The sequence below is a fragment of the Cyanobium gracile PCC 6307 genome (assembly GCF_000316515.1).
GTDB lineage: Bacteria > Cyanobacteriota > Cyanobacteriia > PCC-6307 > Cyanobiaceae > Cyanobium > Cyanobium gracile.
The window spans coordinates 444,174-465,278 of sequence record NC_019675.1; the positions used below are offsets into that span (position 1 = coordinate 444,174).

General features: G+C 70.1%; 25 protein-coding genes and 1 tRNA gene. 14 read left to right on the plus strand and 12 right to left on the minus strand.

Annotation, left to right across the window (positions count from 1 at the left end):
• Positions 1 to 61 precede the first annotated feature (61 nt).
• Positions 62 to 316, plus strand: a complete 255-nt coding sequence (locus CYAGR_RS01910) for a hypothetical protein (protein ID WP_015108072.1) — start codon at positions 62 to 64, stop codon at positions 314 to 316.
• A 122-nt stretch (positions 317 to 438) separates the two neighbouring features.
• Here the strand turns inward: CYAGR_RS01910 and CYAGR_RS01915 are convergent.
• From CYAGR_RS01915 to CYAGR_RS01945, 7 genes are all read right to left on the minus strand, one after another.
• A tRNA-Pro gene (locus CYAGR_RS01915) sits at positions 439 to 512 on the minus strand.
• Between the two features lie 14 nt (positions 513 to 526).
• Positions 527 to 883, minus strand: a complete 357-nt coding sequence (locus tag CYAGR_RS01920; RefSeq protein WP_015108073.1) for a hypothetical protein — start codon at positions 881 to 883, stop codon at positions 527 to 529.
• Positions 880 to 1,059, minus strand: coding sequence for a hypothetical protein (locus CYAGR_RS01925; RefSeq protein WP_015108074.1), 180 nt, complete (start codon positions 1,057 to 1,059; stop codon positions 880 to 882). The genes CYAGR_RS01920 and CYAGR_RS01925 overlap by 4 nt, the downstream gene beginning before the upstream one ends.
• Entirely contained in the window at positions 1,056 to 1,364 is a 309-nt protein-coding gene (locus tag CYAGR_RS01930) for a hypothetical protein (protein ID WP_015108075.1), read from the minus strand. The genes CYAGR_RS01925 and CYAGR_RS01930 overlap by 4 nt, the downstream gene beginning before the upstream one ends.
• A gap of 11 nt (positions 1,365 to 1,375) precedes the next feature.
• On the minus strand, positions 1,376 to 2,008 hold the full coding sequence (gene msrA / locus CYAGR_RS01935) for a peptide-methionine (S)-S-oxide reductase MsrA (RefSeq protein WP_156818357.1): 633 nt from the start codon (positions 2,006 to 2,008) through the stop codon (positions 1,376 to 1,378).
• A gap of 109 nt (positions 2,009 to 2,117) precedes the next feature.
• Positions 2,118 to 2,399, minus strand: coding sequence for a hypothetical protein (locus CYAGR_RS01940; protein WP_015108077.1), 282 nt, complete (start codon positions 2,397 to 2,399; stop codon positions 2,118 to 2,120).
• Positions 2,400 to 2,523: 124 nt separating this feature from the next.
• Entirely contained in the window at positions 2,524 to 4,272 is a 1,749-nt protein-coding gene (locus CYAGR_RS01945) for an ABC transporter ATP-binding protein (protein ID WP_015108078.1), read from the minus strand.
• Positions 4,273 to 4,340: 68 nt separating this feature from the next.
• Here CYAGR_RS01945 and CYAGR_RS01950 point away from each other — a divergent pair, with 68 nt between their 5' ends.
• The 12 genes from CYAGR_RS01950 to CYAGR_RS02005 all read left to right on the plus strand — a co-directional run bounded on the left by CYAGR_RS01950 (position 4,341) and on the right by CYAGR_RS02005 (position 16,778).
• Positions 4,341 to 4,649 carry a DUF3288 family protein gene (locus CYAGR_RS01950; protein WP_015108079.1) on the plus strand — a complete coding sequence of 103 codons (309 nt, stop codon included), beginning with the start codon at positions 4,341 to 4,343 and terminating at the stop codon, positions 4,647 to 4,649.
• A gap of 182 nt (positions 4,650 to 4,831) precedes the next feature.
• Positions 4,832 to 5,872: an anthranilate phosphoribosyltransferase gene (trpD, locus tag CYAGR_RS01955; protein WP_172637144.1), complete on the plus strand. Its 1,041-nt coding sequence runs from the start codon at positions 4,832 to 4,834 to the stop codon at positions 5,870 to 5,872.
• Positions 5,869 to 7,065 carry a glutamine-hydrolyzing carbamoyl-phosphate synthase small subunit gene (gene carA / locus CYAGR_RS01960; protein WP_015108081.1) on the plus strand — a complete coding sequence of 399 codons (1,197 nt, stop codon included), beginning with the start codon at positions 5,869 to 5,871 and terminating at the stop codon, positions 7,063 to 7,065. The genes trpD and carA overlap by 4 nt, the downstream gene beginning before the upstream one ends.
• Positions 7,066 to 7,133: 68 nt before the next feature.
• Entirely contained in the window at positions 7,134 to 7,517 is a 384-nt protein-coding gene (locus tag CYAGR_RS01965; RefSeq protein WP_015108082.1) for an STAS domain-containing protein, read from the plus strand.
• Positions 7,518 to 7,533: 16 nt separating this feature from the next.
• Positions 7,534 to 7,941: a Mini-ribonuclease 3 gene (locus CYAGR_RS01970; protein ID WP_015108083.1), complete on the plus strand. Its 408-nt coding sequence runs from the start codon at positions 7,534 to 7,536 to the stop codon at positions 7,939 to 7,941.
• Entirely contained in the window at positions 7,938 to 9,773 is a 1,836-nt protein-coding gene (gene rlmB / locus CYAGR_RS16815; RefSeq protein ID WP_015108084.1) for a 23S rRNA (guanosine(2251)-2'-O)-methyltransferase RlmB, read from the plus strand. The genes CYAGR_RS01970 and rlmB overlap by 4 nt, the downstream gene beginning before the upstream one ends.
• A 63-nt stretch (positions 9,774 to 9,836) precedes the next feature.
• Positions 9,837 to 10,088 carry a DUF1816 domain-containing protein gene (locus CYAGR_RS01980; protein WP_015108085.1) on the plus strand — a complete coding sequence of 84 codons (252 nt, stop codon included), beginning with the start codon at positions 9,837 to 9,839 and terminating at the stop codon, positions 10,086 to 10,088.
• 44 nt (positions 10,089 to 10,132) lie between these two features.
• Entirely contained in the window at positions 10,133 to 11,605 is a 1,473-nt protein-coding gene (gene gatA / locus CYAGR_RS01985; RefSeq protein WP_015108086.1) for an Asp-tRNA(Asn)/Glu-tRNA(Gln) amidotransferase subunit GatA, read from the plus strand.
• An 82-nt stretch (positions 11,606 to 11,687) separates the two neighbouring features.
• On the plus strand, positions 11,688 to 12,086 hold the full coding sequence (locus CYAGR_RS01990; RefSeq protein ID WP_015108087.1) for a YybH family protein: 399 nt from the start codon (positions 11,688 to 11,690) through the stop codon (positions 12,084 to 12,086).
• A gap of 6 nt (positions 12,087 to 12,092) precedes the next feature.
• Complete coding sequence (locus CYAGR_RS16285) at positions 12,093 to 12,539, plus strand: hypothetical protein (protein ID WP_015108088.1); 447 nt, start codon at positions 12,093 to 12,095, stop codon at positions 12,537 to 12,539.
• A gap of 212 nt (positions 12,540 to 12,751) precedes the next feature.
• Positions 12,752 to 13,177: a hypothetical protein gene (locus CYAGR_RS02000; RefSeq protein WP_172637145.1), complete on the plus strand. Its 426-nt coding sequence runs from the start codon at positions 12,752 to 12,754 to the stop codon at positions 13,175 to 13,177.
• A 70-nt stretch (positions 13,178 to 13,247) separates the two neighbouring features.
• Entirely contained in the window at positions 13,248 to 16,778 is a 3,531-nt protein-coding gene (locus CYAGR_RS02005; RefSeq protein ID WP_015108090.1) for a DNA polymerase III subunit alpha, read from the plus strand.
• Here the strand turns inward: CYAGR_RS02005 and CYAGR_RS02010 are convergent.
• From CYAGR_RS02010 to ruvA, 3 genes are all read right to left on the minus strand, one after another.
• The gene (locus CYAGR_RS02010) at positions 16,758 to 17,186 is read right to left on the minus strand and encodes a PAM68 family protein (protein WP_015108091.1); all 429 of its coding nucleotides are present in this window, start codon (positions 17,184 to 17,186) and stop codon (positions 16,758 to 16,760) included. The two genes, CYAGR_RS02005 and CYAGR_RS02010, sit on opposite strands and share 21 nt — an antisense overlap.
• A 10-nt stretch (positions 17,187 to 17,196) precedes the next feature.
• Positions 17,197 to 17,466 carry a 30S ribosomal protein S15 gene (gene rpsO, locus CYAGR_RS02015; RefSeq protein WP_015108092.1) on the minus strand — a complete coding sequence of 90 codons (270 nt, stop codon included), beginning with the start codon at positions 17,464 to 17,466 and terminating at the stop codon, positions 17,197 to 17,199.
• A 77-nt stretch (positions 17,467 to 17,543) separates the two neighbouring features.
• The gene (gene ruvA, locus CYAGR_RS02020; RefSeq protein ID WP_015108093.1) at positions 17,544 to 18,194 is read right to left on the minus strand and encodes a Holliday junction branch migration protein RuvA; all 651 of its coding nucleotides are present in this window, start codon (positions 18,192 to 18,194) and stop codon (positions 17,544 to 17,546) included.
• Between the two features lie 22 nt (positions 18,195 to 18,216).
• Between ruvA and CYAGR_RS02025 the strand changes: the two genes are divergently transcribed.
• Complete coding sequence (locus CYAGR_RS02025; RefSeq protein WP_015108094.1) at positions 18,217 to 18,702, plus strand: hypothetical protein; 486 nt, start codon at positions 18,217 to 18,219, stop codon at positions 18,700 to 18,702.
• Here CYAGR_RS02025 and CYAGR_RS02030 read toward each other — a convergent pair.
• Both CYAGR_RS02030 and CYAGR_RS02035 read right to left on the minus strand, forming a co-directional pair.
• Entirely contained in the window at positions 18,691 to 20,004 is a 1,314-nt protein-coding gene (locus CYAGR_RS02030) for a cation:proton antiporter domain-containing protein (RefSeq protein ID WP_043325327.1), read from the minus strand. The genes CYAGR_RS02025 and CYAGR_RS02030 overlap by 12 nt on opposite strands.
• Positions 20,005 to 20,102: 98 nt before the next feature.
• Complete coding sequence (locus CYAGR_RS02035; protein WP_245552582.1) at positions 20,103 to 21,017, minus strand: DMT family transporter; 915 nt, start codon at positions 21,015 to 21,017, stop codon at positions 20,103 to 20,105.
• Positions 21,018 to 21,105 lie beyond the last annotated feature (88 nt).

Consider the following 21,105-nt stretch of genomic DNA (forward strand, 5'->3'; position numbering starts at 1 on the left):
GGATCCCGGGCGCTGCTGCCCAGCCTCCCCACCCTTGGGTTGTTCTTCCGGCGTCGGAGCCATGGTCACCCGGTCGCCGACCGGCTCCGCTGATGGCGGTGACCCCGCCCAGCAGTGCGTGCGTCGCTGGCAGACGGCCCGGACCTGGGCGCGGCTGATCCGGGAAGCGGAAGCCCTCTGGCGGGTCGATGTGCGGGCCCTGCGCCGGCTGGCGTCCCAGGAGCTGTTCCAGCTGGTGCAGGAGGTGCCCCCCCGGCTGCGGCGACGGGTCAACCTCTGGCTGGTCCGCTTCAACGTGCTCACCCGCCTGCGCTGAGGCCGACCGTCGGTGTCACGGGGAACTGGGGAGGGGCAAAAAAAATCAGCTGACGGGATCAGCTGACGGGAAGGAAAACCACCGACACCCCCGGAGGGTGAACGTTCGGCGGACCGGCTCAATCGGAGCGGCGGGATTTGAACCCACGACCCCCACTACCCCAAAGTGGTGCGCTACCAAGCTGCGCTACGCCCCGGCGGCATGAAGCTATCACAGCGTCCTGGGGGTCCCGCGCCGCCTGGAGAGCCGTCGCATCAGGCAGTTGGTGAGCCGCTGGCGGGCCATGCCCGCGTAGCCCTGGATGTGCTCGCGACGGGCCAGCAGCCGCAGTTCCGCCAGTCCCATGGTGGCCAGCTGCAGTTCCGGCAGCCGCTGCCAGGCCATCGACGGCAGGGGCAGCTCCGAGCCCCCGCGACCCTCCGGGAAGCCCTTCAGGGCCCCACCGGCCATCCATTCGGGCACCAAAACGAACAGCACCGCCAGCAGGCCGTAGAGCTCCACCAGCCCTCTGGGCAGCGGATGCAGCTGGCGCTTCGGCGGGTCCTGCTCCTCGGCGGGGTCTCTCACGGCAGGAAGGCCGCCGCCGGGGCTCCCGGCAGCAGGGCACTGGGGCCCCCCTGGCGCCACTGCAGCGGAGGCTCCCCGGAGGGGTTCAGGCGCACGGTCCAGAAGGCCAGGGCGAAACAGATCCCCACCGCGGCGATCAGGGCCACGATCACGACCCGATCGGAGAGGGGCTTCATACCTGTTCGCTGCGCACGCAGATCCGTTTGATGGGCAGCTGCTCGAGGGTGAGTTCATCGCCCCGCAGGATCACCCGCAGGGACTCGTTCTGATAGCGCAGGCCCGGCGCATCGGAGGTCTCCCGGAACAGGGTGGCGCGGGTGCGGCCGGCGATCAGGGAGGCCTGGGAGGCGTTGCGCTCAAGCACCACCGAGAGGCGGTCACCGCAGAGGAACCGTTCGCGGATGTCGTAGTTCTCCCACCACGGGGACTGCATCGCCAGCAGCGGCAGAAGTCCGAGCGCGAGCAGCGGGGGGGCGGCCATGGCGGAGGCGGTCAGACGAGGGCGATCGGCGCATTGTCGCCGCGAAGGACGCAATGGGGGATGGCCCAGTCATAGCTTTCCCACACGCGGGCGGGAAGGAGGTAGGTGGCGCCGGGAAAGTCGCCCAGGGGAATCCCGGTGGGCTGGGCGGAGCAGTAGGGACGGCTGCCGGGCTTGGCCAGGTACTGCTGGTGATACGGCTCGGCGAAGTGGAACCGCTGGCCAGTGGCGATCTCCGTGGTGATCCGGCCGCCGCCGGCGGCGTCGAGGGCGCTCTGATAGGCCTGGCGGCTCGCTTCGGCCAGGGCGAGCAGCTCCGGGTCATCGACGAAGATGGCCGAGCGGTACTGGCTGCCCCGGTCATTGCCCTGGCGGTTGCCCTGGGTGGGGTCGTGGCACTCCCAGAACAGCTTGAGCAGGTCGGCGAAGGAGACCCGGGCGGTGTCCCAGACCACCCGCACCACCTCGGCGTGGCCGCTGCGGCCGCTGCACACCTGCTCGTAGGTGGGGGAGGCGAGCTGGCCGCCGGCGTATCCCACGGCGGTGGTGATCACCCCGGGAAGCCGCCAGAAGCCCTTCTCCGCTCCCCAGAAACAGCCGCAGCCGAACTGGGCCTCGGCCTGGCCCACCGCCGCTGGGGCCATCAAGGGGGTGCCGAGAACCACATGCAGGGCGCTGCCTCCCGCAGGGTTAGTTTCGCTCGCAGGGCTGCTGAAGAGGCCGAACAAGGGGTTTCGTATCGGGGCAATCAGCCTAGGCAGCGCCCTGTTGGTCCTGCTGCGGTACCAGGGCGATGTGGTTCAGCAGGGTGGTGATGAAGGCGAACAGCAGGAAGGGCAGCGACAGCACCAGGATCAGCCCTACCCCCACCAGGGCGAACAGGGGCCGGCTCGCCCCCATCAGGGCCAGACCCGCCGCCAGGCTGACGAAGATCACCGCCATCCAGATCAGCACCTGGGCGTAGATGTCACCGAAGGTCAGGGTGCAACGAACGTTGTATGGCTGCTGGCTGAGGAACGACGGGGTGGGGGCCATGGGAACGGCGTGGCAGGCGTTGAGGAAACCACGGCCATTCCAGATAAGCCCAGCCGGCGGCCCGGATGCGGGCTGCTCAACAACTGTTTGAAACCGCCCCTCGCGGCCAGCAGGCAAAGGCGACTCAGGCGGCCTGGAGCTGGCGGTCGGCCTCCTCCCGGTCCCAGAGCCGGCGGTAGGTGCCCTCCTGCTGGAGGAGGTCGTTGTGGTGCCCCTCCTGGACGAGGTGGCCCGCCTCCAGCACCAGGATCCGGTCGCAGGCCGCCGCGGCCGAGAGCTGGTGACTGATCATCACCACCGTCCGCCGCTGCTCCTCGCGCACCGAGCGCAGGATGCCCGCGGCAGTGGTGTTGTCGACGCTGGCCAGGGCGTCATCGAGCACCAGCAGGGGGGCGTCCACCAACAGGGCCCGCCCAAGGGCGGTGCGCTGGCGCTGTCCGCCGCTGAGGGTGATGCCCCGCTCCCCCACCAGGGTGCGGTAGCCGTCGGGGAAGCCCTTGATGTCCCCCTCCAGGCGGGCCTGGCGGGCGGCCTCCTCGACCCGGTCCATGCCGGCCTCCGGATCGCCGTAGCGCAGGTTGTCGGCCAGGCTGGCGGTGAACAGATAGCCCTCCTGGGGCACCAGGGCCACCTGGCGGCGCAGGTCGCTGAGCCGCAGCCGCGTCACGTCGACACCGTCCAGGAAGAGCTGGTCGGGCGGCACCTCCACCATCCGGCCGAGGGCCCGGGCCAGGGTGGTCTTGCCGCAGCCCACCGGGCCCACCACCGCCACCAGTTCCCCGGGGCGGATCGTGAAGCTGAGCTTCTCCAGGGATGGCTGCGCCGCCCCCGGATACCGGACCGTGAGCCCCCGGGCCACGACCGCCCCGAGGGCCGGCCGGGCCGGGGGCAGGGGATCGGCGGGGGAGACGATGGCGGGGGGATGGCTCAGCAGGGATTCCACCCGCTCCAGGCTCACCTGGCCGGTCTGGAAGGTGTTGAGGGTGAATCCAAGCAGGGCCGTCGGGAACACCAGGCGCTCCACGAACAGGATCAGGGCCACCAGATCGCCGATGCTCAGCCGACCGTTCTCCAGCTGGCCGCTGCCCAGGGCCAGCAGCAGCAGCAGACTCAGGGAGGCGATCCCCTCCAGCATCGGAAACAGGGTGCTGCGGGTGCGCGCCAGGGAGAGCTGGGCGTCCAGATACACCTTGTTGAGGTCGGCGAAGGCCTTTTCCTCGGTGACCTCCTGGCCATAGATCTTGATGGCGCCGATGCCGCTGAGGTCCTCCTGGACCAGGTCGCTGAGGTTGGCCAGCACCTCCTGCTGGCGCCGCTGCTGCTTCATCATGCGGCCGCCGAACAGGCGCACCACCATCAGCATCCCCGGATAGAGGGAGACGGCCGCCAGGCTCAGCAGCGGATCGATCGCCAGCATCGCCGGCAGGGTGAGCGCGTAGGCCAGCACCGTGTTGGTGAGGCTGAGCAGGGCGAAGCCCAGAAGCCGCCGGATGTTCTCCACATCGCTGGTGGCCCGGCTGATCACCTCGCCGCTGCCGGTGGTCTGCACCCAGCCGGGGTCCTGGGTGAGCACGTGGTCGAAGATGCGCTCCTTGAGGCTCGCCTCCACCTGGCGGCCCACCCCGAACACCAGCATCCGGGAATAGAGACGGGTGGCCCCCATCACCGTGGCCATCACGATGATCAGCCCGGCCACGCCCAGCACGTCCGCCAGCACAAAGCCCGGCTTGAGCTCGTTGATCGACTGCCGCACCACCAACGGGATCGCCACGCCCAGCAGGTTCACCACCACTAGGGCGGCGGCCCCCACGAGCACCGTGCGTCTGTGGGGCCGTAGGTACCGCCCGATCAGATCCAGCCGCAGGGCAGCCATGCAGGAAGGCGGGGCAAGGGGGTCCCTAACCTAGGCATCCTTCCCCTGGCCCCCGGGCCGCCCGGGCCATGGACGACCAGAACCACCCCCTTCATGCCATCGACCGGGAGACGGTCGACCGGCTGCTGGCGGTGGAGCGCCCCGAGGACGGCCACCTGGTGGATGCGGCCCGGCTACTGATGCGCTATGCGGGCTTTCCCGGCGCCGCCGACATCCGTGACGATCTGGAGCGGATCCTGCGCCTCTGGGGTCTGGACGTCGCGGCGCTCCATGCCCGCACCCGGGCCATCTGGGCGGCCGGGTTCCGGCCCGGTTCCGCGCCGGTGGCCGAAGCGGTGGGCTCAGGCTTCGACACCGCCTCCGACGACGCCAGCTGAGGGCTGGCGGCCGGCCAACTTGGCCCGTTGGTCAGAACGGCCCACTTCGGGCGATAGTGGGAGCGTCCCCATCACCCGGCCCGGCGTGCTCTGCACCCGGGCTTTTTTCTTGCGCGCCTTACTCCCCTTCCGGCCCATGGCCGGACTCCCGTAAGTTGCCGCTGATGCTTCAGCGTTCGGTGATGTCCGCCTCCCCCACCTGGCCCCAGCTGCTGGAGCAGCTCCTCAACGGCCGGGATCTCCAGGCCGACCAGGCCGCGGCCCTGATGCGGGGTTGGCTGGACGGCAGCATCGACCCGGTGCTCACCGGAGGCCTGCTGGCCGCCCTGCGGGCCAAGGGCACCAGCGGCGAGGAACTGGCGGCGATGGCCGCCGTCCTGCGGCAGGCCTGCCCCCTGCCGGGTGAGCGGCCGCCGCTGGAGCTGATCGACACCTGCGGCACCGGCGGCGCCGGCGCCGACAGCTTCAACATCTCCACCGCCGTGGCCTTCACGGCCGCCGCCTGTGGCGCCCATGTGGCCAAGCACGGCAACCGCAGCGCCAGCGGCCGGGTCGGTTCAGCCGACGTGCTCGAGGCCCTCGGCCTCGACCTGGGGGCTCCCCTGGCCGCGGTGGTGGAGGCCCTGCCGCGCACCGGCGTCACCTTCCTGTTCGCCCCGGGTTGGCATCCGGCCCTGGTGGGCATGGCCCCCCTGCGCCGCACCCTCGGTGTGCGCACCGTCTTCAACCTGCTGGGACCGCTCGTCAATCCCCTGACGCCCGAGGCCCAGGTGTTGGGTGTGGCCCGGCCCGACCTGCTCGATCCGATGGCCGACGCCCTGCGCCGCCTCGGCCAGCGCCGGGCCGTCGTCGTCCACGGCCACGGCGGCCTCGATGAGGCCACCCTCTCGGGCCCCAGCGAGCTGCGCCTGCTGGAGGACGGTGAGGTACGTCGCGACTGGCTCGACCCCGCAGCGCTGGGGCTGGCCCCGGCGGATCTGGAGGCCCTCAAGGGTGGGGATGTGGCCGCCAACCGCGCGATCCTCGAGGCAGTCCTGCAGGGCGGCGGCACCCGGGCCCAGGCCGATGTGGTGGCCCTGAACGCGGCTCTGGTGCTGTGGGCCGCGGGGCTGGAGCCGTCCATCGCCGCGGGTCTGGAGCGGGCCCGCCAGGCCCTGGGCGACGGCAGCGCCTGGGCCAGGCTGGAGGCGTTGCGCGGCGCTCTGGCGGGGTCTGAAGGATGATCGGGATTCCTGCCGACGCCCCCCTGGACACCCCACAGGCGGCCCCCGAGGCCCCCAGCAGCGATGGCGGCACGCCGGCCGTGCTCGTTCTGGCCGATGGCACCGTGCTGCGGGGGCTGGCCTGCGGCGCCCGCGGCCATGTCTGCGGCGAGGTGGTCTTCAACACCGGCATGACCGGCTACCAGGAGGTGCTCACCGACCCCAGCTACGCCGGCCAGCTGGTCACCTTCACCTACCCCGAACTCGGCAACACCGGCGTCAACGGCGAGGACCTGGAGGCCGACCACGCCCACGCCCGCGGCTGCATCCTGCGCCAGCTCGCCCCCCGGCCCAGCAGCTGGCGCTGCGAGGAGACGCTCGACCACTGGCTGGTGCGCCAGGGGGTGGTGGGCATCCGGGGTGTCGATACCCGGGCCCTCGTGCGCCATCTCCGGGAAGGCGGCGCCCTCAACGGCGCCATCGCCAGCGACGGCACCCACCCGGCCACGTTGCTGGATCAGGTGCGGGCCGCCCCTTCCATGGACGGCCTCAATCTGGCGGCCCAGGTGAGCACGCGGGAGCCCTACACCTGGGACCGCAGCTGTACGGCCGCGTTCGACACCCGGCTCCAGCCCCGTCCCGACCGTCCCTACCGGGTGGTGGCGATCGATTTCGGCATCAAGCGCGCCATCCTGGAGCGCCTGGTGGCCCACGGCTGTGCGGTCACCGTGCTGCCGGCGGACGCCACCCTGGATCAGGTGCTGGCCCTGGAGCCGGAAGGGGTGTTCCTCTCCAACGGCCCCGGAGATCCAGCCGCCGTGGCCGAGGGGATCGCCCTGGCCAGGGATCTGCTGCAGCTGCCGCAGCTGCCGCTCTTCGGCATCTGCCTCGGCCACCAGATCCTCGGCCTGGCCCTGGGGGGCCGCAGCTTCAAACTCGGCTACGGCCACCGCGGCCTCAACCACCCCTGCGGCTCCCCCGGGTCGGTGGAGATCACCAGCCAGAACCACGGCTTCGCCCTCGATGCGGCCTCCCTGCCGTCCGAGCGGGTGGCGATCACCCACCTCAACCTCAACGACCGCACCGTGGCCGCCCTGGCCCTGCGTCATCAGCCCGTCTTCGGCATCCAGTACCACCCGGAGGCCAGCCCCGGTCCCCACGACGCCGACCACCACTTCGCCCGGTTCGTGGCGCTGATGGCGGAACGTCGCTGAATCGGCACGTTTCGTTGCGGTTCCCGCATTCGGGATGGGGGTCTCTACAGTTCGGCGCGTTCCACACCTTGAGGACTGGGGCCATCACCGACCTGCAGCGACTGACCGTCTCCCTGAGAGGGGGCAGCGAACGGCGGGATGCGTGCCTGCTGTTCAGTTTCACAGGGCAGCTGGACGCCTATTCCGACAAGCAGTTCACCGAATTCATCACCGACCGCCACAAGGGAGAGACCCTCCCGGTGGTCATCGACCTCAGCCGGATCGATTTCATCGATTCCTCCGGACTCGGTGCCCTGGTGCAATTGGCCAAGCTGTTCAACGACAGCGCCCGCCAGTTCCTCGTGGTCGGCAACGCCAGGGTCGTCCAGACGGTCAAGCTGGTGCGCCTGGAGGCCTTCCTGCACCTGCAACCCGACCTGGAGTCCGCCCTTGGCAGCCTCGCCCCCTCCTGAGGGGTCCGGCCACTGGGTGGCCTCCGTGCCCCCCCAGCCTCCAGCGACAGCCCTCGCCACGGCCCAGCTGGCCTGGCTGGGGGATGCGGTGTGGGAACTGCATCAGCGCCTGCGCCACTGCCGCCAGCCGGCGAAGGCCGCCGATCTGCATCGGGCGGTGGTGGGGGAGGTGCAGGCCGAGGCCCAGGCCGAGGCCCTGCGGCGACTGGATCCCCTGCTCAGTGAGGCGGAGCGCCGTGTGGTCCTGCGGGGACGCAACCAGGCCGGGCGGGGCCCGCGCCGAGGAGCACCCCAGGCCTATGGGCAGGCCACGGGATTTGAGACGATGCTGGGATGGCTTTTTCTGCAGGACCCCAGACGGCTGGCTGAGCTGCTGGACCATCTCGAGAAGACCGAACCCCGTTCCCCATCCGCCAGCCCATGAGTCCCTCCCCTGACCGCCGCGGCGACCGCCGCCCCGACCGTCGTCCTGACCGCCGCTCCGATCCCGGCGCCGACCGGACCCCCCGGCGCCTCGGCTCCGGTGCCGGCGGGCGCCCCGTCAGCCGCGGTTCCGCCTCGCCCCGCCCCCGCCGTCCCGGCGATCCCTTTGGCCGTGCCAGGCCGCCCTTCGACCGGGAGCGTGGCGTTGAGGGGGGCGGTGAACGCGGCAGTGAGCGAGCTGGCGAGCGGTCGGGTGCCCCCGATCGCGGCCCCGGCAGCCCCTACGGCCGCCGCCCCTCCGACGGCCGCCCCGGCGGTGATGGATCCGGCGAGTTCCGCGGCGGCAGCGGCCGCCCGACCCGGGAGCGCCGCACGGGCGAGCGCTTCAGCCCCGCCCGCCCCTCCTTCGGCCGACCCGTCCCCGGCCGCTCTGGGGCCGGACGCCCGACCACCGGCCGTCCCAGCCCGACCCGCTCGGCTCCGGCCCGCCGGGGCCCGGCCCTGTTCCGGGACGCGGATCGCGCCCCTCGCCCCTTCCAGGGACGCAGCCCGGAACGGCCGGAATCCGACGGTTCTGACGTCGACTTCCGTGGCGCGGCGGAGGCCTTCGCCGCCGCCGCCCCCACCGACCTCATCTGGGGCCGCCATTCCACCCAGGCCACCCTGGAGAGCGGCCGGCCGATCCACCGGGTGTGGTGCACGCCCGAGATGCGCTTCAACCCCCGTTTCCTGCAGCTGCTGCGGGAGGCCAAGTCCTCCGGCGTGCTGGTGGAGGAGGTGACCTGGGCGCGCCTGGGCCAGCTCACCGGGGGGGCCGTGCACCAGGGGATCGTGCTGCAACCCGCCGCCGCCGAGACCCTCGACCTGACCAGCCTGATCGAAGGCTGCCGCAGCATCGGTGAAGCGCCCCTGCTGATCGCGGTGGACGGCCTCACCGACCCCCACAACCTCGGCGCCATCGTCCGCAGCGCCGAGGCCCTGGGGGCCCACGGCATGGTCCTGCCCCAGCGCCGCAACGCCGGCCTGACGGGTTCGGTGGCGAAGGTGGCGGCCGGCGCCCTTGAGCACCTTCCCGTGGCCCGGGTGGTCAACCTCAACCGCTCCCTCGACGCCCTCAAGCAGGAGGGCTACCGGGTGGTGGGCCTGGCGGAGGAGGGCACCGTCAGCCTGGAGGAGGTGGACCTGGAGGGTCCCCTTGTGGTGGTCACCGGTTCGGAGGGGGACGGCCTGTCCCTGCTCACCCGCCGCTCCTGCGACCAGCTGGTGCGCATTCCCCTGCGGGGTGCCACGCCGAGCCTGAACGCCTCGGTGGCGACGGCGCTGCTGCTCTACGAAGTCGCCCGCCGCGGCTGGATGCGGGGTCTGACGGGCACCGCCCCCGCCCCCAGGATCGTGCGGCCCTCGATGCCGGCGCCCCCCGACCCCGAGCTGGAAGCCTCGCCCGAAGCGCTGGTTGGGCCCGAAGCCCAGGTTAGGCCTGAAGCGGCGGTTGGGCCGGAGGTGGAGGCGGCACTCCCGGACGACGCGGCGGCCGAGGAGCTCGACGATGGGAACGGGCCTGAGGAGAGCCAGCCGGAGGAGGCAGCTGAAACGCCCGCCGCCGAGCTGGCCGAACCGCTCGAACCTGCCGAGCCAGCCACCGAACCAGCCGCCGAACCGCTGGATACCGCTGCCATGGAACCGGCCGCGGAGGCCCTCCCGGTGCCGCCGGAGGCGACGGCTCCCCCGGTCCCCGAGGCTCCCCCGGTCCCCGAGGCTCCGGCGATTCCCCTGGAGCCCCTGCCTTACCTGCCATCGCCCCAGCCGGGCTTTGACGGTGACATCCGCCTCTGATGCCACCGGCGGGGGTGGCCCAGCCGCCCCCCAGAATGGCCACCTCGCCGCCCCCTCCCCTCCATGAACCCACTGCTCTGGCCCATGCGCGGCATCGCCAATGGGCTGGGCCTGGCCTGGTGGGCGCGGGTGGAAACCCACTCCCCCGACGCGGTGTACTGGTTCGGGCCCTTCGTGCGGCGGCGGACGCTGGAGCAGGCGCTGCCCGCCTTCCTGGACGACCTGCGGGCGGAGTCACCGGCCTCCCTGGAGCACCAGTGCCTGCGCACCGGCCGCAGCGAGCCGTTCACCGAATCTCCAGATCTGGCCAACTGATTCTGGCCGACTGATAGCGTCCATCGCAGCTGGCTAGCGGTTGGATGGGCATCGCCGAATGGCGGGAGCAGCTTCGGCGGGGCGAGGTGTCGGCCCGGGAGCTCACGGATCGCCACCTGGCGCGCATCGCGGCGGTCGATTCCACCGTGCATGCCTTTCTGGAGGTCACCGCCGAGCGGGCGCGGGCCGATGCCGATCGCATCGACGCGGCCCGGGCGGCGGGCGAGACCCTGCCCCCCCTGGCCGGCATTCCTCTGGCGATCAAGGACAACCTCTGCACCAAGGGCATCCGCACCACCTGCTCCAGCCGCATGCTGGAGAACTTCGTCCCCCCTTATGAATCCACGGTGACCGAGCGGCTCTGGCGGGCCGGCGCGGTGCTGCTGGGCAAGACCAACCTCGACGAGTTCGCCATGGGCAGCTCCACCGAGACCTCGGCCTTCGGCGCCAGCCGCAATCCCTGGAGTCCGGATCGGGTGCCCGGCGGCAGCTCGGGCGGCAGTGCGGCCGCCGTGGCCGCCGGTGAATGCATCGGTTCGCTGGGCTCCGACACCGGGGGATCGATCCGCCAGCCCGCCAGCTTCTGCGGGGTGGTGGGCCTCAAGCCCACCTACGGCCGGGTGAGCCGCTGGGGTCTGGTGGCCTTCGCCTCCTCCCTCGACCAGGTGGGTCCGTTCAGCAGCAGCGTGGCCGATGCCGCCGAGCTGCTGCAGGCGATCGCCGGGGAGGACCCCCGCGACGCCACCTGCCTGCGGGCGCCGGTGCCCGACTACTCCGCCGACCTGGAGACACCCATCGCCGGGCTGCGGGTGGGCCTGATCCGGGAATGCTTCGACCAGGAGGGCCTTGATCCCGAAGTGAAGGCCTCGGTGCTGACGGCCGCCGCCCAGCTGGAGGCCCTGGGCTGTGAGCTGGTGGATGTGAGCTGCCCCCGTTTCAACGACGGCATCGCCACCTATTACGTGATCGCCCCCTCGGAGGCCTCCGCCAACCTGGCCCGCTACGACGGCGTCAAGTACGGCTTCCGGGCCGCTCCCGGCGAGCCGGGCGGCGACGGCCTGGCGGCCATGACCGCCCGCAGCCGGGCCGAGGGCTTCGGCGAGGAGGTGCAGCGCCGCATCCTGATCGGCACCTATGCCCTGTCGGCCGGCTACGTGGACGCCTACTACCGCAAGGCCCAGCAGGTGCGCACCCTCATCCGCCGCGATTTCGACCGCGCCTTCGAGACTGTCGATGTGCTGCTGACCCCCACCTCGCCCACCACCGCCTTTCCCAGCGGCGCCCACGCCGGCGATCCCCTGGCCATGTACCTGGCCGACCTGCTCACCATCCCCGCCAACCTGGCCGGCCTGCCGGCCATCAGTGTCCCCTGCGGCTTCGACGCCCAGGGCCTGCCGATCGGCCTGCAGCTGATCACCGGCGTGCTGGAGGAGCCCAAGCTGCTGCGGGTGGCCCACCAGTACGAGCAGGCGGCCCGGGTGATGGACGCCCGGCCCGCAGCGGCGCTGGTGGCCTGATCAGAAGGGAGAATTCCCACCTTCCCGGAGGAGCCACCGGACACGCCCTTAGGGTGGTGATCTTGATCGGGTGTCGCCGGCGATGAACCCGGACGAAGCGGCGATCCGACAGGTGCTGAATCGGTGGGCCGAAGCCACCCGGGAGGGTCGCCAGGACGACGTTCTCGCCCACCATCAGGACGACCTGGTGATTTTCGATGTCCTGTCGCCGCTGCGGTACACCTCGGCGGCCCAGTACCGCGCCAGCTGGGAGTCCTGGCAGCCGGACGCCCGCGGCGCCGTGCTGTTTGCCCTGCAGGATCTCGCTGTCGAGGCAGGAGCCGACGTGGGTTATGCCTTTGGCCTGCTCCAGTGCGGGGGAACACTCCCGGACGGACAGATGTTCAGCGATATGGTGCGGATCACGTTCGGCCTGCGAAAGCGTGACGGACGATGGAAGGTTGCCCATCAGCATGTCTCCAGGCCGATCGACAGGGGCTGATGGATCATGCCCTCCAGCAAGGAGATCCCGATGAAACGCGGCGTGGCCGCCCTGCTGTTCCTGATCGCCACCGCCCTTCCCGTCCGGGCCGCTCAGGACAATGTCCGCTGCCTGAGATCCATCGGCGTGGAGCCTCTTCAGAGAATCCAGTTCGGCCTTCGATCCAACAGTGATTCCAGCGCCTACGTGCTCTACCAGGGCAGCCGTGGGCCCATCCCCCTGAAACTGTTGAAGGTGACGGAGCTCAGGCGGGTCGAAGGGGGAAGGCCATCGGAGTTCGAGACGCAGTGGATGGAAGCGATCGCTCCTGAATCGGCAGGGCGGTATGTCTACACCAACGAAGGGGCACTGATTGATGATTTCCAGTACATCCGCAACGATGGAAGGATCATCCAGTTCGTGGATGATTCTGATGCACTGGAGGCCGGCCGGTGCACCTGGGCACCGCCCTAGGCAGCCCCGCTCAGGGATGGTTGGCTGCGGCTCCATGAACGCGGTTGCATCACATCGGCCACGGATCCGCCGCATGGTTCTCGCTGCGTGGCCCTGCAGCCTGAGTAGAGAGAAGTATGGAACATCCAGAAGATCAATTTCCACAAGACCGCCGTCCCCAGGATCGACAGAATCGGTATTGGCTGGCTCTGGTCACTGCCGTGGTGTTGGCGGTGACCGGTTTCGCCATCCTCAACAACCAGCATCAGCAACGGCTTCAAGCTGAGGCCCAGACCCAGGCGGCCCAGGATCAGGCCAACCGGGAGGCCATGCAACGGATGGAGGGCGAAATCGCCCTCAAGAATGAACTGGAATCCGCCTCGCAGCGTGAGGCTGCCCTGCAGTTGCAGCTCAGGGAGATGGACGCCGGAGCGAACCGGCTCCAGGCCGCCGATGGCCAGCAGCAGGCCAGGCGCCAGCAGGCGGAACGGGACCTTCAGGAGCTGCGGACCCAGCGCGCCAGGCTTGAGAAGCAGGTCGACTGTGAGCGGATTCAGCTGACGGTGAACCAGCTCACGGCCAAGGGCGACACCGACCAGGCCACCAAGCTCCAGAACCTCTGGGCCACGCCCTGCCCCAATCTCCAGGCGGTCCGATAGCCAGGACACCAGATCTGGTGGTGTCCCAGGTAAGGTGGCCGCAACATGTGGTGGCGCTGCCCTCCGAGCCGTGGCCTTCGTTCCGCTCCACAACCACAGTGACTACAGCCTGCTGGACGGGGCCTCCCAGCTGCCGGCGATGGTGCAGCGGGCCGTGGAGCTGGGCATGCCGGCCCTGGCCCTCACCGACCACGGGGTGATGTACGGCGCCATCGAGCTGCTCAAGCTCTGCACCAAGGCGGGCATCAAGCCGATCATCGGCAACGAGATGTACGTCATCAACGGCTCGATCGACGACCCCCAGCCGAAGAAGGAGCGCCGTTACCACCTGGTGGTCCTGGCCAAGAACGCCGTCGGCTACCGCAACCTGGTGAAGCTCACCAGCATCAGCCACCTTCGCGGCATGCGCGGCCGGGGGATCTTCGCCCGGGCCTGCATCGACAAAGCCCTGCTGCGGCAGTACAGCGAAGGGCTGATGGTGGCCACCGCCTGCCTGGGCGGCGAGATCCCCCAGGCGATCCTGCGCGGTCGCCCGGAGGTGGCCCGCGAGGTGGCGAGCTGGTACCGGGAGGTGTTCGGGGACGACTTCTACCTGGAGATCCAGGACCACGGAGGCGTCGAGGACCGCATCGTCAACGTTGAGATGGCGCGGATCAGTGCCGAGCTGGGCATTCCCCTGGTCGCCACCAACGACGCCCACTACCTCACCAGCAACGACGTCGAGGCCCACGACGCCCTGCTGTGCGTCCTCACCGGCAAGCTGATCAGCGACGAGAAGCGACTGCGCTACACGGGCACCGAATACATCAAGAGCGAAGCGGAGATGGCCCGGCTCTTCGCCGACCATCTTGAGCCCGAGGTGATCGCAGGCGCCATCGCCACCACCGCCAAGGTGGCGGAGAAGGTGGAGGACTACGACATCCTCGGGCGCTACCAGATGCCCCGCTTCCCGATCCCCGAGGGCCACACGCCGGTGAGCTACCTCAGCGAGGTGAGCCACCAGGGACTGCGGGACCGGCTGGGGATCGCCGCCGACGCCGCCATCGATCCGGCTTACGGGGAGCGGCTGGCGTTCGAGCTGCAGGTGATGGAGCAGATGGGCTTCCCCACCTACTTCCTGGTGGTCTGGGACTACATCCGCTTCGCCCGCGAGAACGGCATCCCGGTGGGGCCGGGCCGGGGTTCGGCCGCCGGGTCGCTGGTGGCCTATTCCCTCGGCATCACCAACATCGACCCGGTGGAGCACGGCCTGCTGTTCGAGCGCTTCCTCAACCCGGAACGCAAGTCGATGCCTGACATCGACACCGATTTCTGCATCGAGCGCCGCGGCGAGGTGATCGACTACGTCACCCGCCGCTACGGCGAGGACAAGGTGGCCCAGATCATCACCTTCAACCGGATGACCTCCAAGGCGGTGCTCAAGGACGTGGCCCGGGTGCTCGACATCCCCTACGGCGAAGCCGACCGGTTGGCCAAGCTGATTCCCGTGGCCCGGGGCAAGCCCGCCAAGCTCGCCGAGATGATCGGCCCCGAATCGCCCGTGCCGGAGTTCCGCGAGAAGTACGAGAACGATCCCAAGGTGCGCCATTGGGTCGACCTGGCCCGCCGCATCGAGGGCACCAACAAAACCTTCGGTGTCCATGCCGCCGGGGTGGTGATCGCCGCTGAACCCCTCGACGAGCTGGTGCCCCTGCAGCGCAACAACGACGGCCAGGTGATCACCCAGTACTTCATGGAGGACGTCGAAGCGATGGGCCTGCTGAAGATGGACTTCCTGGGCCTGAAGAACCTCACCATGATCGAGAAGACGATCGAGCTGGTGGCCCAGGCCGAGGGGGAACGGCTCGACCCCGATGCCCTGCCAGCCAACGATCCCGGCACCTATGCCCTGCTGGCCCGGGGCGATCTGGAGGGCATCTTCCAGCTCGAATCCAGCGGCATGCGCCAGATCGTCCGCGACCTCAAGCCCTCCTCCCTGGAGGACATCTCCTCGATCCTGGCCCTCTACCGGCCTGGCCCCCTCGATGCGGGCCTGATCCCCAAATTCATCAACCGCAAGCACGGCCGCGAGGCCATCGACGTGGCCCACGCCAAGCTGGAGCCGATCCTCAAGGAGACCTACGGGATCATGGTCTACCAGGAGCAGATCATGCGGATCGCCCAGGATCTGGCCGGCTATTCCCTCGGTGAAGCCGATCTGCTGCGGCGGGCGATGGGCAAGAAGAAGGTGTCGGAGATGCAGAAGCATCGCCACCAGTTCGTCACCGGCGCTACCGAACGCGGCGTTGAGGCCGCCATTGCCGAAGCCCTGTTCGACCAGATGGTGCTGTTCGCCGAGTACTGCTTCAACAAGAGCCACTCCACCGCCTACGGCGCCGTCACCTACCAGACCGCCTACCTCAAGGCCCACCATCCGGTGGCCTACATGGCGGCCCTGCTCACGGTGAATGCGGGCACCACCGACAAGGTGCAGCGCTACATCGCCAACTGCCAGGCCATGGGCATCGAGGTGATGCCGCCGGACGTCAATGCCTCCGGCATCGACTTCACGCCCGTGGGCAAGAAGATCCTCTTCGGCCTCTCCGCCGTCCGCAACCTGGGGGACGGCGCCATCCGCCAGTTGATCGAGGCCCGCTCCAGCGGCGGCCCTTTCCTGCACCTGGCCGATCTCTGCGACCGGATCCCCGGCCAGCAGCTCAACCGCCGGGCGATCGAGTCCCTGATCCACTGCGGGGCCCTCGATGGCCTGGAGCCGAAGGCCAATCGGGCCCAGCTGATGGCCGACCTCGATCTGGTGCTCGACTGGGCCAGCTCCCGCGCCCGCGACCGGGCCAGCGGCCAGGGGAATCTGTTTGACCTGTTCGGCGGCGGTGCTGCGGGTGCTTCGGAGGGCGCCGCCGCCGTGGAGGCCCCTGCCCCGCCCAAGGCCGCTCCGGTGGCCGACTATCCCCCCACTGAGAAGCTGAAGCTGGAGAAGGAGCTGCTGGGCTTCTACATCTCCGACCACCCCCTGCGCCAACTCGCCTCCCAGGTGCGGCTGCTCACGCCGATCGGCCTGGCCAATCTCGAGGAGATGGCCGACAAGGCCAAGGTGAGCGTGGTGGTGATGGTGAGCGAGATCCGTCCGGTGACCACCCGCAAGGGGGACCGCATGGCCGTGCTCCAGCTGGAGGATCTCACCGGAGCCTGCGAGGCGGTGGTGTTCCCCAAGAGCTACGCCCGCCTGGCCGATCACCTGATGGTGGATGCCCGGCTGCTGCTCTGGGCCGGTGTCGACCGCCGCGACGACCGGGTGCAGCTGCTCGTGGACGACTGCCGCAGCATCGAGGATCTGCAGCTGGTGATGGTGGAACTGGCCCCTGAGCAGGCCGGAGACATCGCCGTCCAGCACCGCCTGCGGGAATGCCTCACCCGCCACCGTCCTGGCCAGGAGGAGGCGGGGGTGCGGGTGCCGGTGGTGGCGCTGGTGAAGCACCAGGATGAAACACGCTTCGTGCGCCTGGGAGGCCAGTTCTGCGTCGCCGATGCGTCGGCGGCCGTGCAGACCCTGGCCTCGGCCGACTTCAGGGCCTGGCTGCGCTCACCCCTGGGGAGTGCCTGAGCCGGAGCCCGGGCCCGCGGCGCCCTGGCGCATCGCCCGCACCGAGGCCCGCACCCGGCCGATGTTGACGCCGATCTGCTCGAGGCCCAGCAGGCTGCCCGGGCCATCCTCCCAGCTGGCCGAAAGCACGCCGTAGCTGAGGCCCAGCAGGCCGAGCAGGAAGAAGGCCCCCGAGCCCACCAGAGTGAGGCCGGGGGGAATGTCGAGCACACCCCGGCTCACCAGCAGGTAGCTGGCGACGAACACCCCCATGCCCAGGACGGTGGGGGTGCCGGTGGCGATGGCGATGCGCCGCACCATGCGGTTGGCCACCGCCTCGGGGATCACCTGCTGGCGCGGCGCCTTGGCCGGGGTCGTCGGTACGGGACGGTCTGCCCGGAAGGATTTCGGCTTCGGCCGACGGGCCATGGAACCGTCCTCAGCCGCGGATGCCGAGCTTCTTGATCAGTTCGGCGTAGCGGGTCTCGCTCTGGGCGCGGAGGTAGCCGAGCAGGCGCTTGCGGCGGCCGATCATCTTGAGCAGGCCCTGGCGCGAGGAGAAGTCATGGATGTTCTTCTGCAGGTGGCCACTGAGTTGCTGGATCCGCTCGCTCAACATCGCGACCTGCACTTCCACCGAGCCGGTGTCGGTGCCGTGGGCCTGATGGGAATTGATCAGTTCCTGTTTCTGGGTGGTGGTGAGCGGCATGGGCGGATCGGGGCCCGGACGGTGCAAACCAACACCTTAACGTGCGGCCCGTTGGCCCACCCCCGGAGCCGCCCGATTCAGGCCACGGCGCGGGACAGCCAGCGCAGACTTTCCCGGATCCAGTCGTCGGCGCCGGCGGAGGCGTCGAGGCCCGCGGCGACGGCCCGCAGGGCCCGGTGGATTTCCAGGGGCTCGTAGCCCAAGGCCACCAGGGTGATCTGCACCTCTTCGCGGCAGGGGGCCGAAGGGGCGCCGTCGACCCCATCGCCGGGCTCCCCGTCGTCCTCCAGGGGATCGACCAGGCCGGCGAAGCGCTCCTGCAGGCGCGCCCGCAGCTCCACCGACAGCCGTTCGGCCGTGCGCTTTCCCACCCCTGGAGCCAGGCAGAGGCTGCGCAGGTCGGCGTGGACGATGGCGCGCACCAGATCGGGCACCTCCAGCGCCCCGAGCAGGCCCAGGGCCATCTGGGGGCCCACGCCGCTCACGGCCACCAGCTCCCTGAACAGGTCCCGCTCGCGGCGATCGGGGAAGCCGTAGAGGGTCCAGCCGTCGTCACGGATGCTGTGGTGGATGTAGAGGCCCAGGTCGCTGCCCTCCTCCGGCAACCGGCGCCACTGGCGCAGGGTGAGCTGCACCTCGTACCCCACCCCCTGGCAGATCAGCAGCGCCCCGCATCGGTGAGCCTGCTGCCATGGTTCGGCCAGTCGCCCCTGCAGCCAGCCGATCATGGTGAAACGTGCGTCAGCCCCCATGCTGCCCCTCCTGCCAAGCCCCCAGCACCGCATCCCGTCGCTGCCTGCCCCGGTGCCGGCCCGGGTGCCGGGGGTGCTGCTGGCGGGGCTGCTGGCCGTGCTGCTGCTTCTGGGGGGCTGCAGCCGGGTCGGCCAGCCCCCCAGGGGGGTGCTGCTCGAGGCCCTGTCCCTGCAGATCCAGCTCACCCAGGGGGCGATCGCCCGGGCTCTCGACCTCCAGGCGGACGGCCTGCCCGAGGTGAGCCGGGTTCGGGTGGATGCCCAGGAGGCGGTGGCCATCGGGGCGGACCGCGGCCTGCATCTCACCGGCCGCTTCGACTGGCGCCTGCCGGGGGATGCCATCCGGGTCGACAGCCCCTTTGAGCTCTACCTGCAGCCTGGCTCCAGGGGGGAGAGCTGGCGGCTGGCCCGTCCCAGCGGCAGCAGCGATGGCAGCCGCCAGGACTGGATCACCGACCCCCTGCCCCTGCGCTCACGGGGCTGAGGGGGCCCCTTCGGAGAGCCGCAGCCAGCGGATGACTCGCGGCAGGGTCAGCCCCTGCACCAGGAGGTTGATCACCACGACGCAGAAGACGATGCCCCCGGCGTTCCTCACCAGGCTGGGCACGGTGGCCGGGTCGATGCCGCGCACCTGGGGGATGGCCTCCACCATCACGAAACTGAGGGCGAGGGGAACGGTTCCGCGCAGACCGCACCAGGACACGAGCAGGGACTCGCGCCGATCGAAGGGGGAGAACCGCTGCAGCAGCAGAATGCTCACCGGTCGGGCCACCAGCATCATGGCGATGGCGACGATGATGCCCTCCGGCACCGAGGGAAGCAGCGCCCGGGGATGGACGCTGAGTCCGAAGATCAGGAACACGGTGATCTCGGTCATGGTGTTGAACGGCAGCAGGGTCTGCTGCAGGGCCCCCGGTGTGATCCGTTCGTTGCTGTAGGGAAGATTGCTGAGCACCAGGCCGGCCATGTAGGCGCTGATGAAGCCGGATCCCCCCAGCAGCTCCGCCAGGCCATAGGAGATCAGGCCAATGGAGATGCCAAGAATCAGCAGCTGGCTCGGATCCCGCACCAGCCGGTTGAGGCTGAAGCGGCCGATGTAGCTCACGCACACCCCGACGAGCAGGCCCGAGCCGATCTTCTGCAGGAACGTCTGCAGCTGCTCCAGCACCACCGTGTGGCCACTGCTGCCGCCATCGATGCTCGTCAGGCCGATCACCAGGCCGAGGAAAAGAATGCCGGTGGGATCGTTCACCGCCGATTCGAACTGCACCAGGGCCGCCAGCTTCGGCGGGATCGCCTTCTGCAGTGACTGCAGCACATTCATGGTGGCTCCCGCATCGGTGGAGCCCAGACAGGCGGCGATCAGCATGGCCACCGCCAGCGGCATCTGCTGGAAGCCCAGTTCGATGCCGCCGGCATCGGGGGAGGCCACGAGCCAGATGATCACCCCCAGCAGCAGGCTGGAGAGGATCACCCCGCCCACCGCCAGGATGATGCCGTACTCGAGGAAACCGCGGATCGAGCGGATGTCGGTCTCGAGGCCGGCGTTGAACAGCAGAATCGACAGACTCAGGGCCTGCAGTCGCAGGATCGTGTCCTGGCTGAACAGGGTGACCGAGGGGTTGATCAGCAGCCCGAACAGCAGCACGCCGAGGATGGCCGGGACCCCGATCTTCAGGGAGAAGCGGCTGATGGCCAGGGTGCCGAGAAAGATGCCCCCGACCGTCACCATCATCAGCGGCAACGGCACCACACTGGGAGGAATCGCCGGCCGCAGCAGGCTCATCCCGGTTCCGTGGCCCAGGCCGGCCTCCGCCGTGGCCAGCCAGCAATGGAGCCCAACGGCGAGTGGCGGGGACAGCGGAGGAACCCAATCCGGCGGCGTCATCGTACGGGCGGCTCCCGTGCCGATTCCATCGCTGAGCCCACTCCGGGGGGCTTCCGAAGAGCGATCAGTGTGGCCACCAGGATCAGGCCCGCCCCGCCGGCGGTGGGCAGATCGATGGGTTCTCCGAAGATCCACCAGCCCCAGAGGGCGGCGAATCCCACCTGCACGTAGCTGATCGCCGTGGCCCGGGCCGCCGGCAGCTGAATGAGCGCCCGGGTGAGACCCACCTGGCCCAGCTGGGTGAACACCCCCACCGCCACCAGCCAGAGCAGCTCGGGCGGTGTGGGCAGTACCGGCTCCAGCAGCACCGCCGGCAGGCTGAGGGGAACGGCCACGAGTGGGAAGTAGAGGATGATCACGGACGGATGCTCGCTCTCCGCCAGGCGCCGCACGCTCACGTAGGCCACGGCGGTGAGCAGGGCGCCGGCCACCGCCACCAGCACCCAGGTTGCGGGCAGGGGGGCGCTGGCCGTGGGCCGGGCCACCAGCAGCACCCCCAGCCAGCCCAGTCCCATGGCCGCCAGCACCCGCCGCCCCAGCCGCTCGCCCAGCAGCAGCCAGGCCAGCAGCGCCGTGAAGGTGGGGTAGAGGTACTGGAGCACTGTGGCGGCGGCCAGGGGCAGGCGCACGACGGCGGCGTAGACGCAGAACAGGGCGGCACTGCCCACCAGACCCCGCAGCACCAGCAGCCCCCGGCGCTGCCCCCAGGGATCCACGCCGATCCGGCGCACCATGGCGTAGCTCAGGGCCAGGCTCACCAGGGCCCGGGCCAGCACCACCTCGGCCAGCGGGAGACGGTCGCCCACCTGCTTGACCCCCACCACCATCAGGCTGAAGGCGAGGGCGCTCAGCACCATCCAGGCCCCGGCCGGGAGGGCACCACCGCCGTCGGCAGGGCTGATTCGGTTCACACGGCGATCTCCAGCGGTGGTGGCAGGCCCCAGAATGGCGCCAGTCCGACCACCACCGCTGGTGGGTGCCGGCACCCGTTCCCCTTCA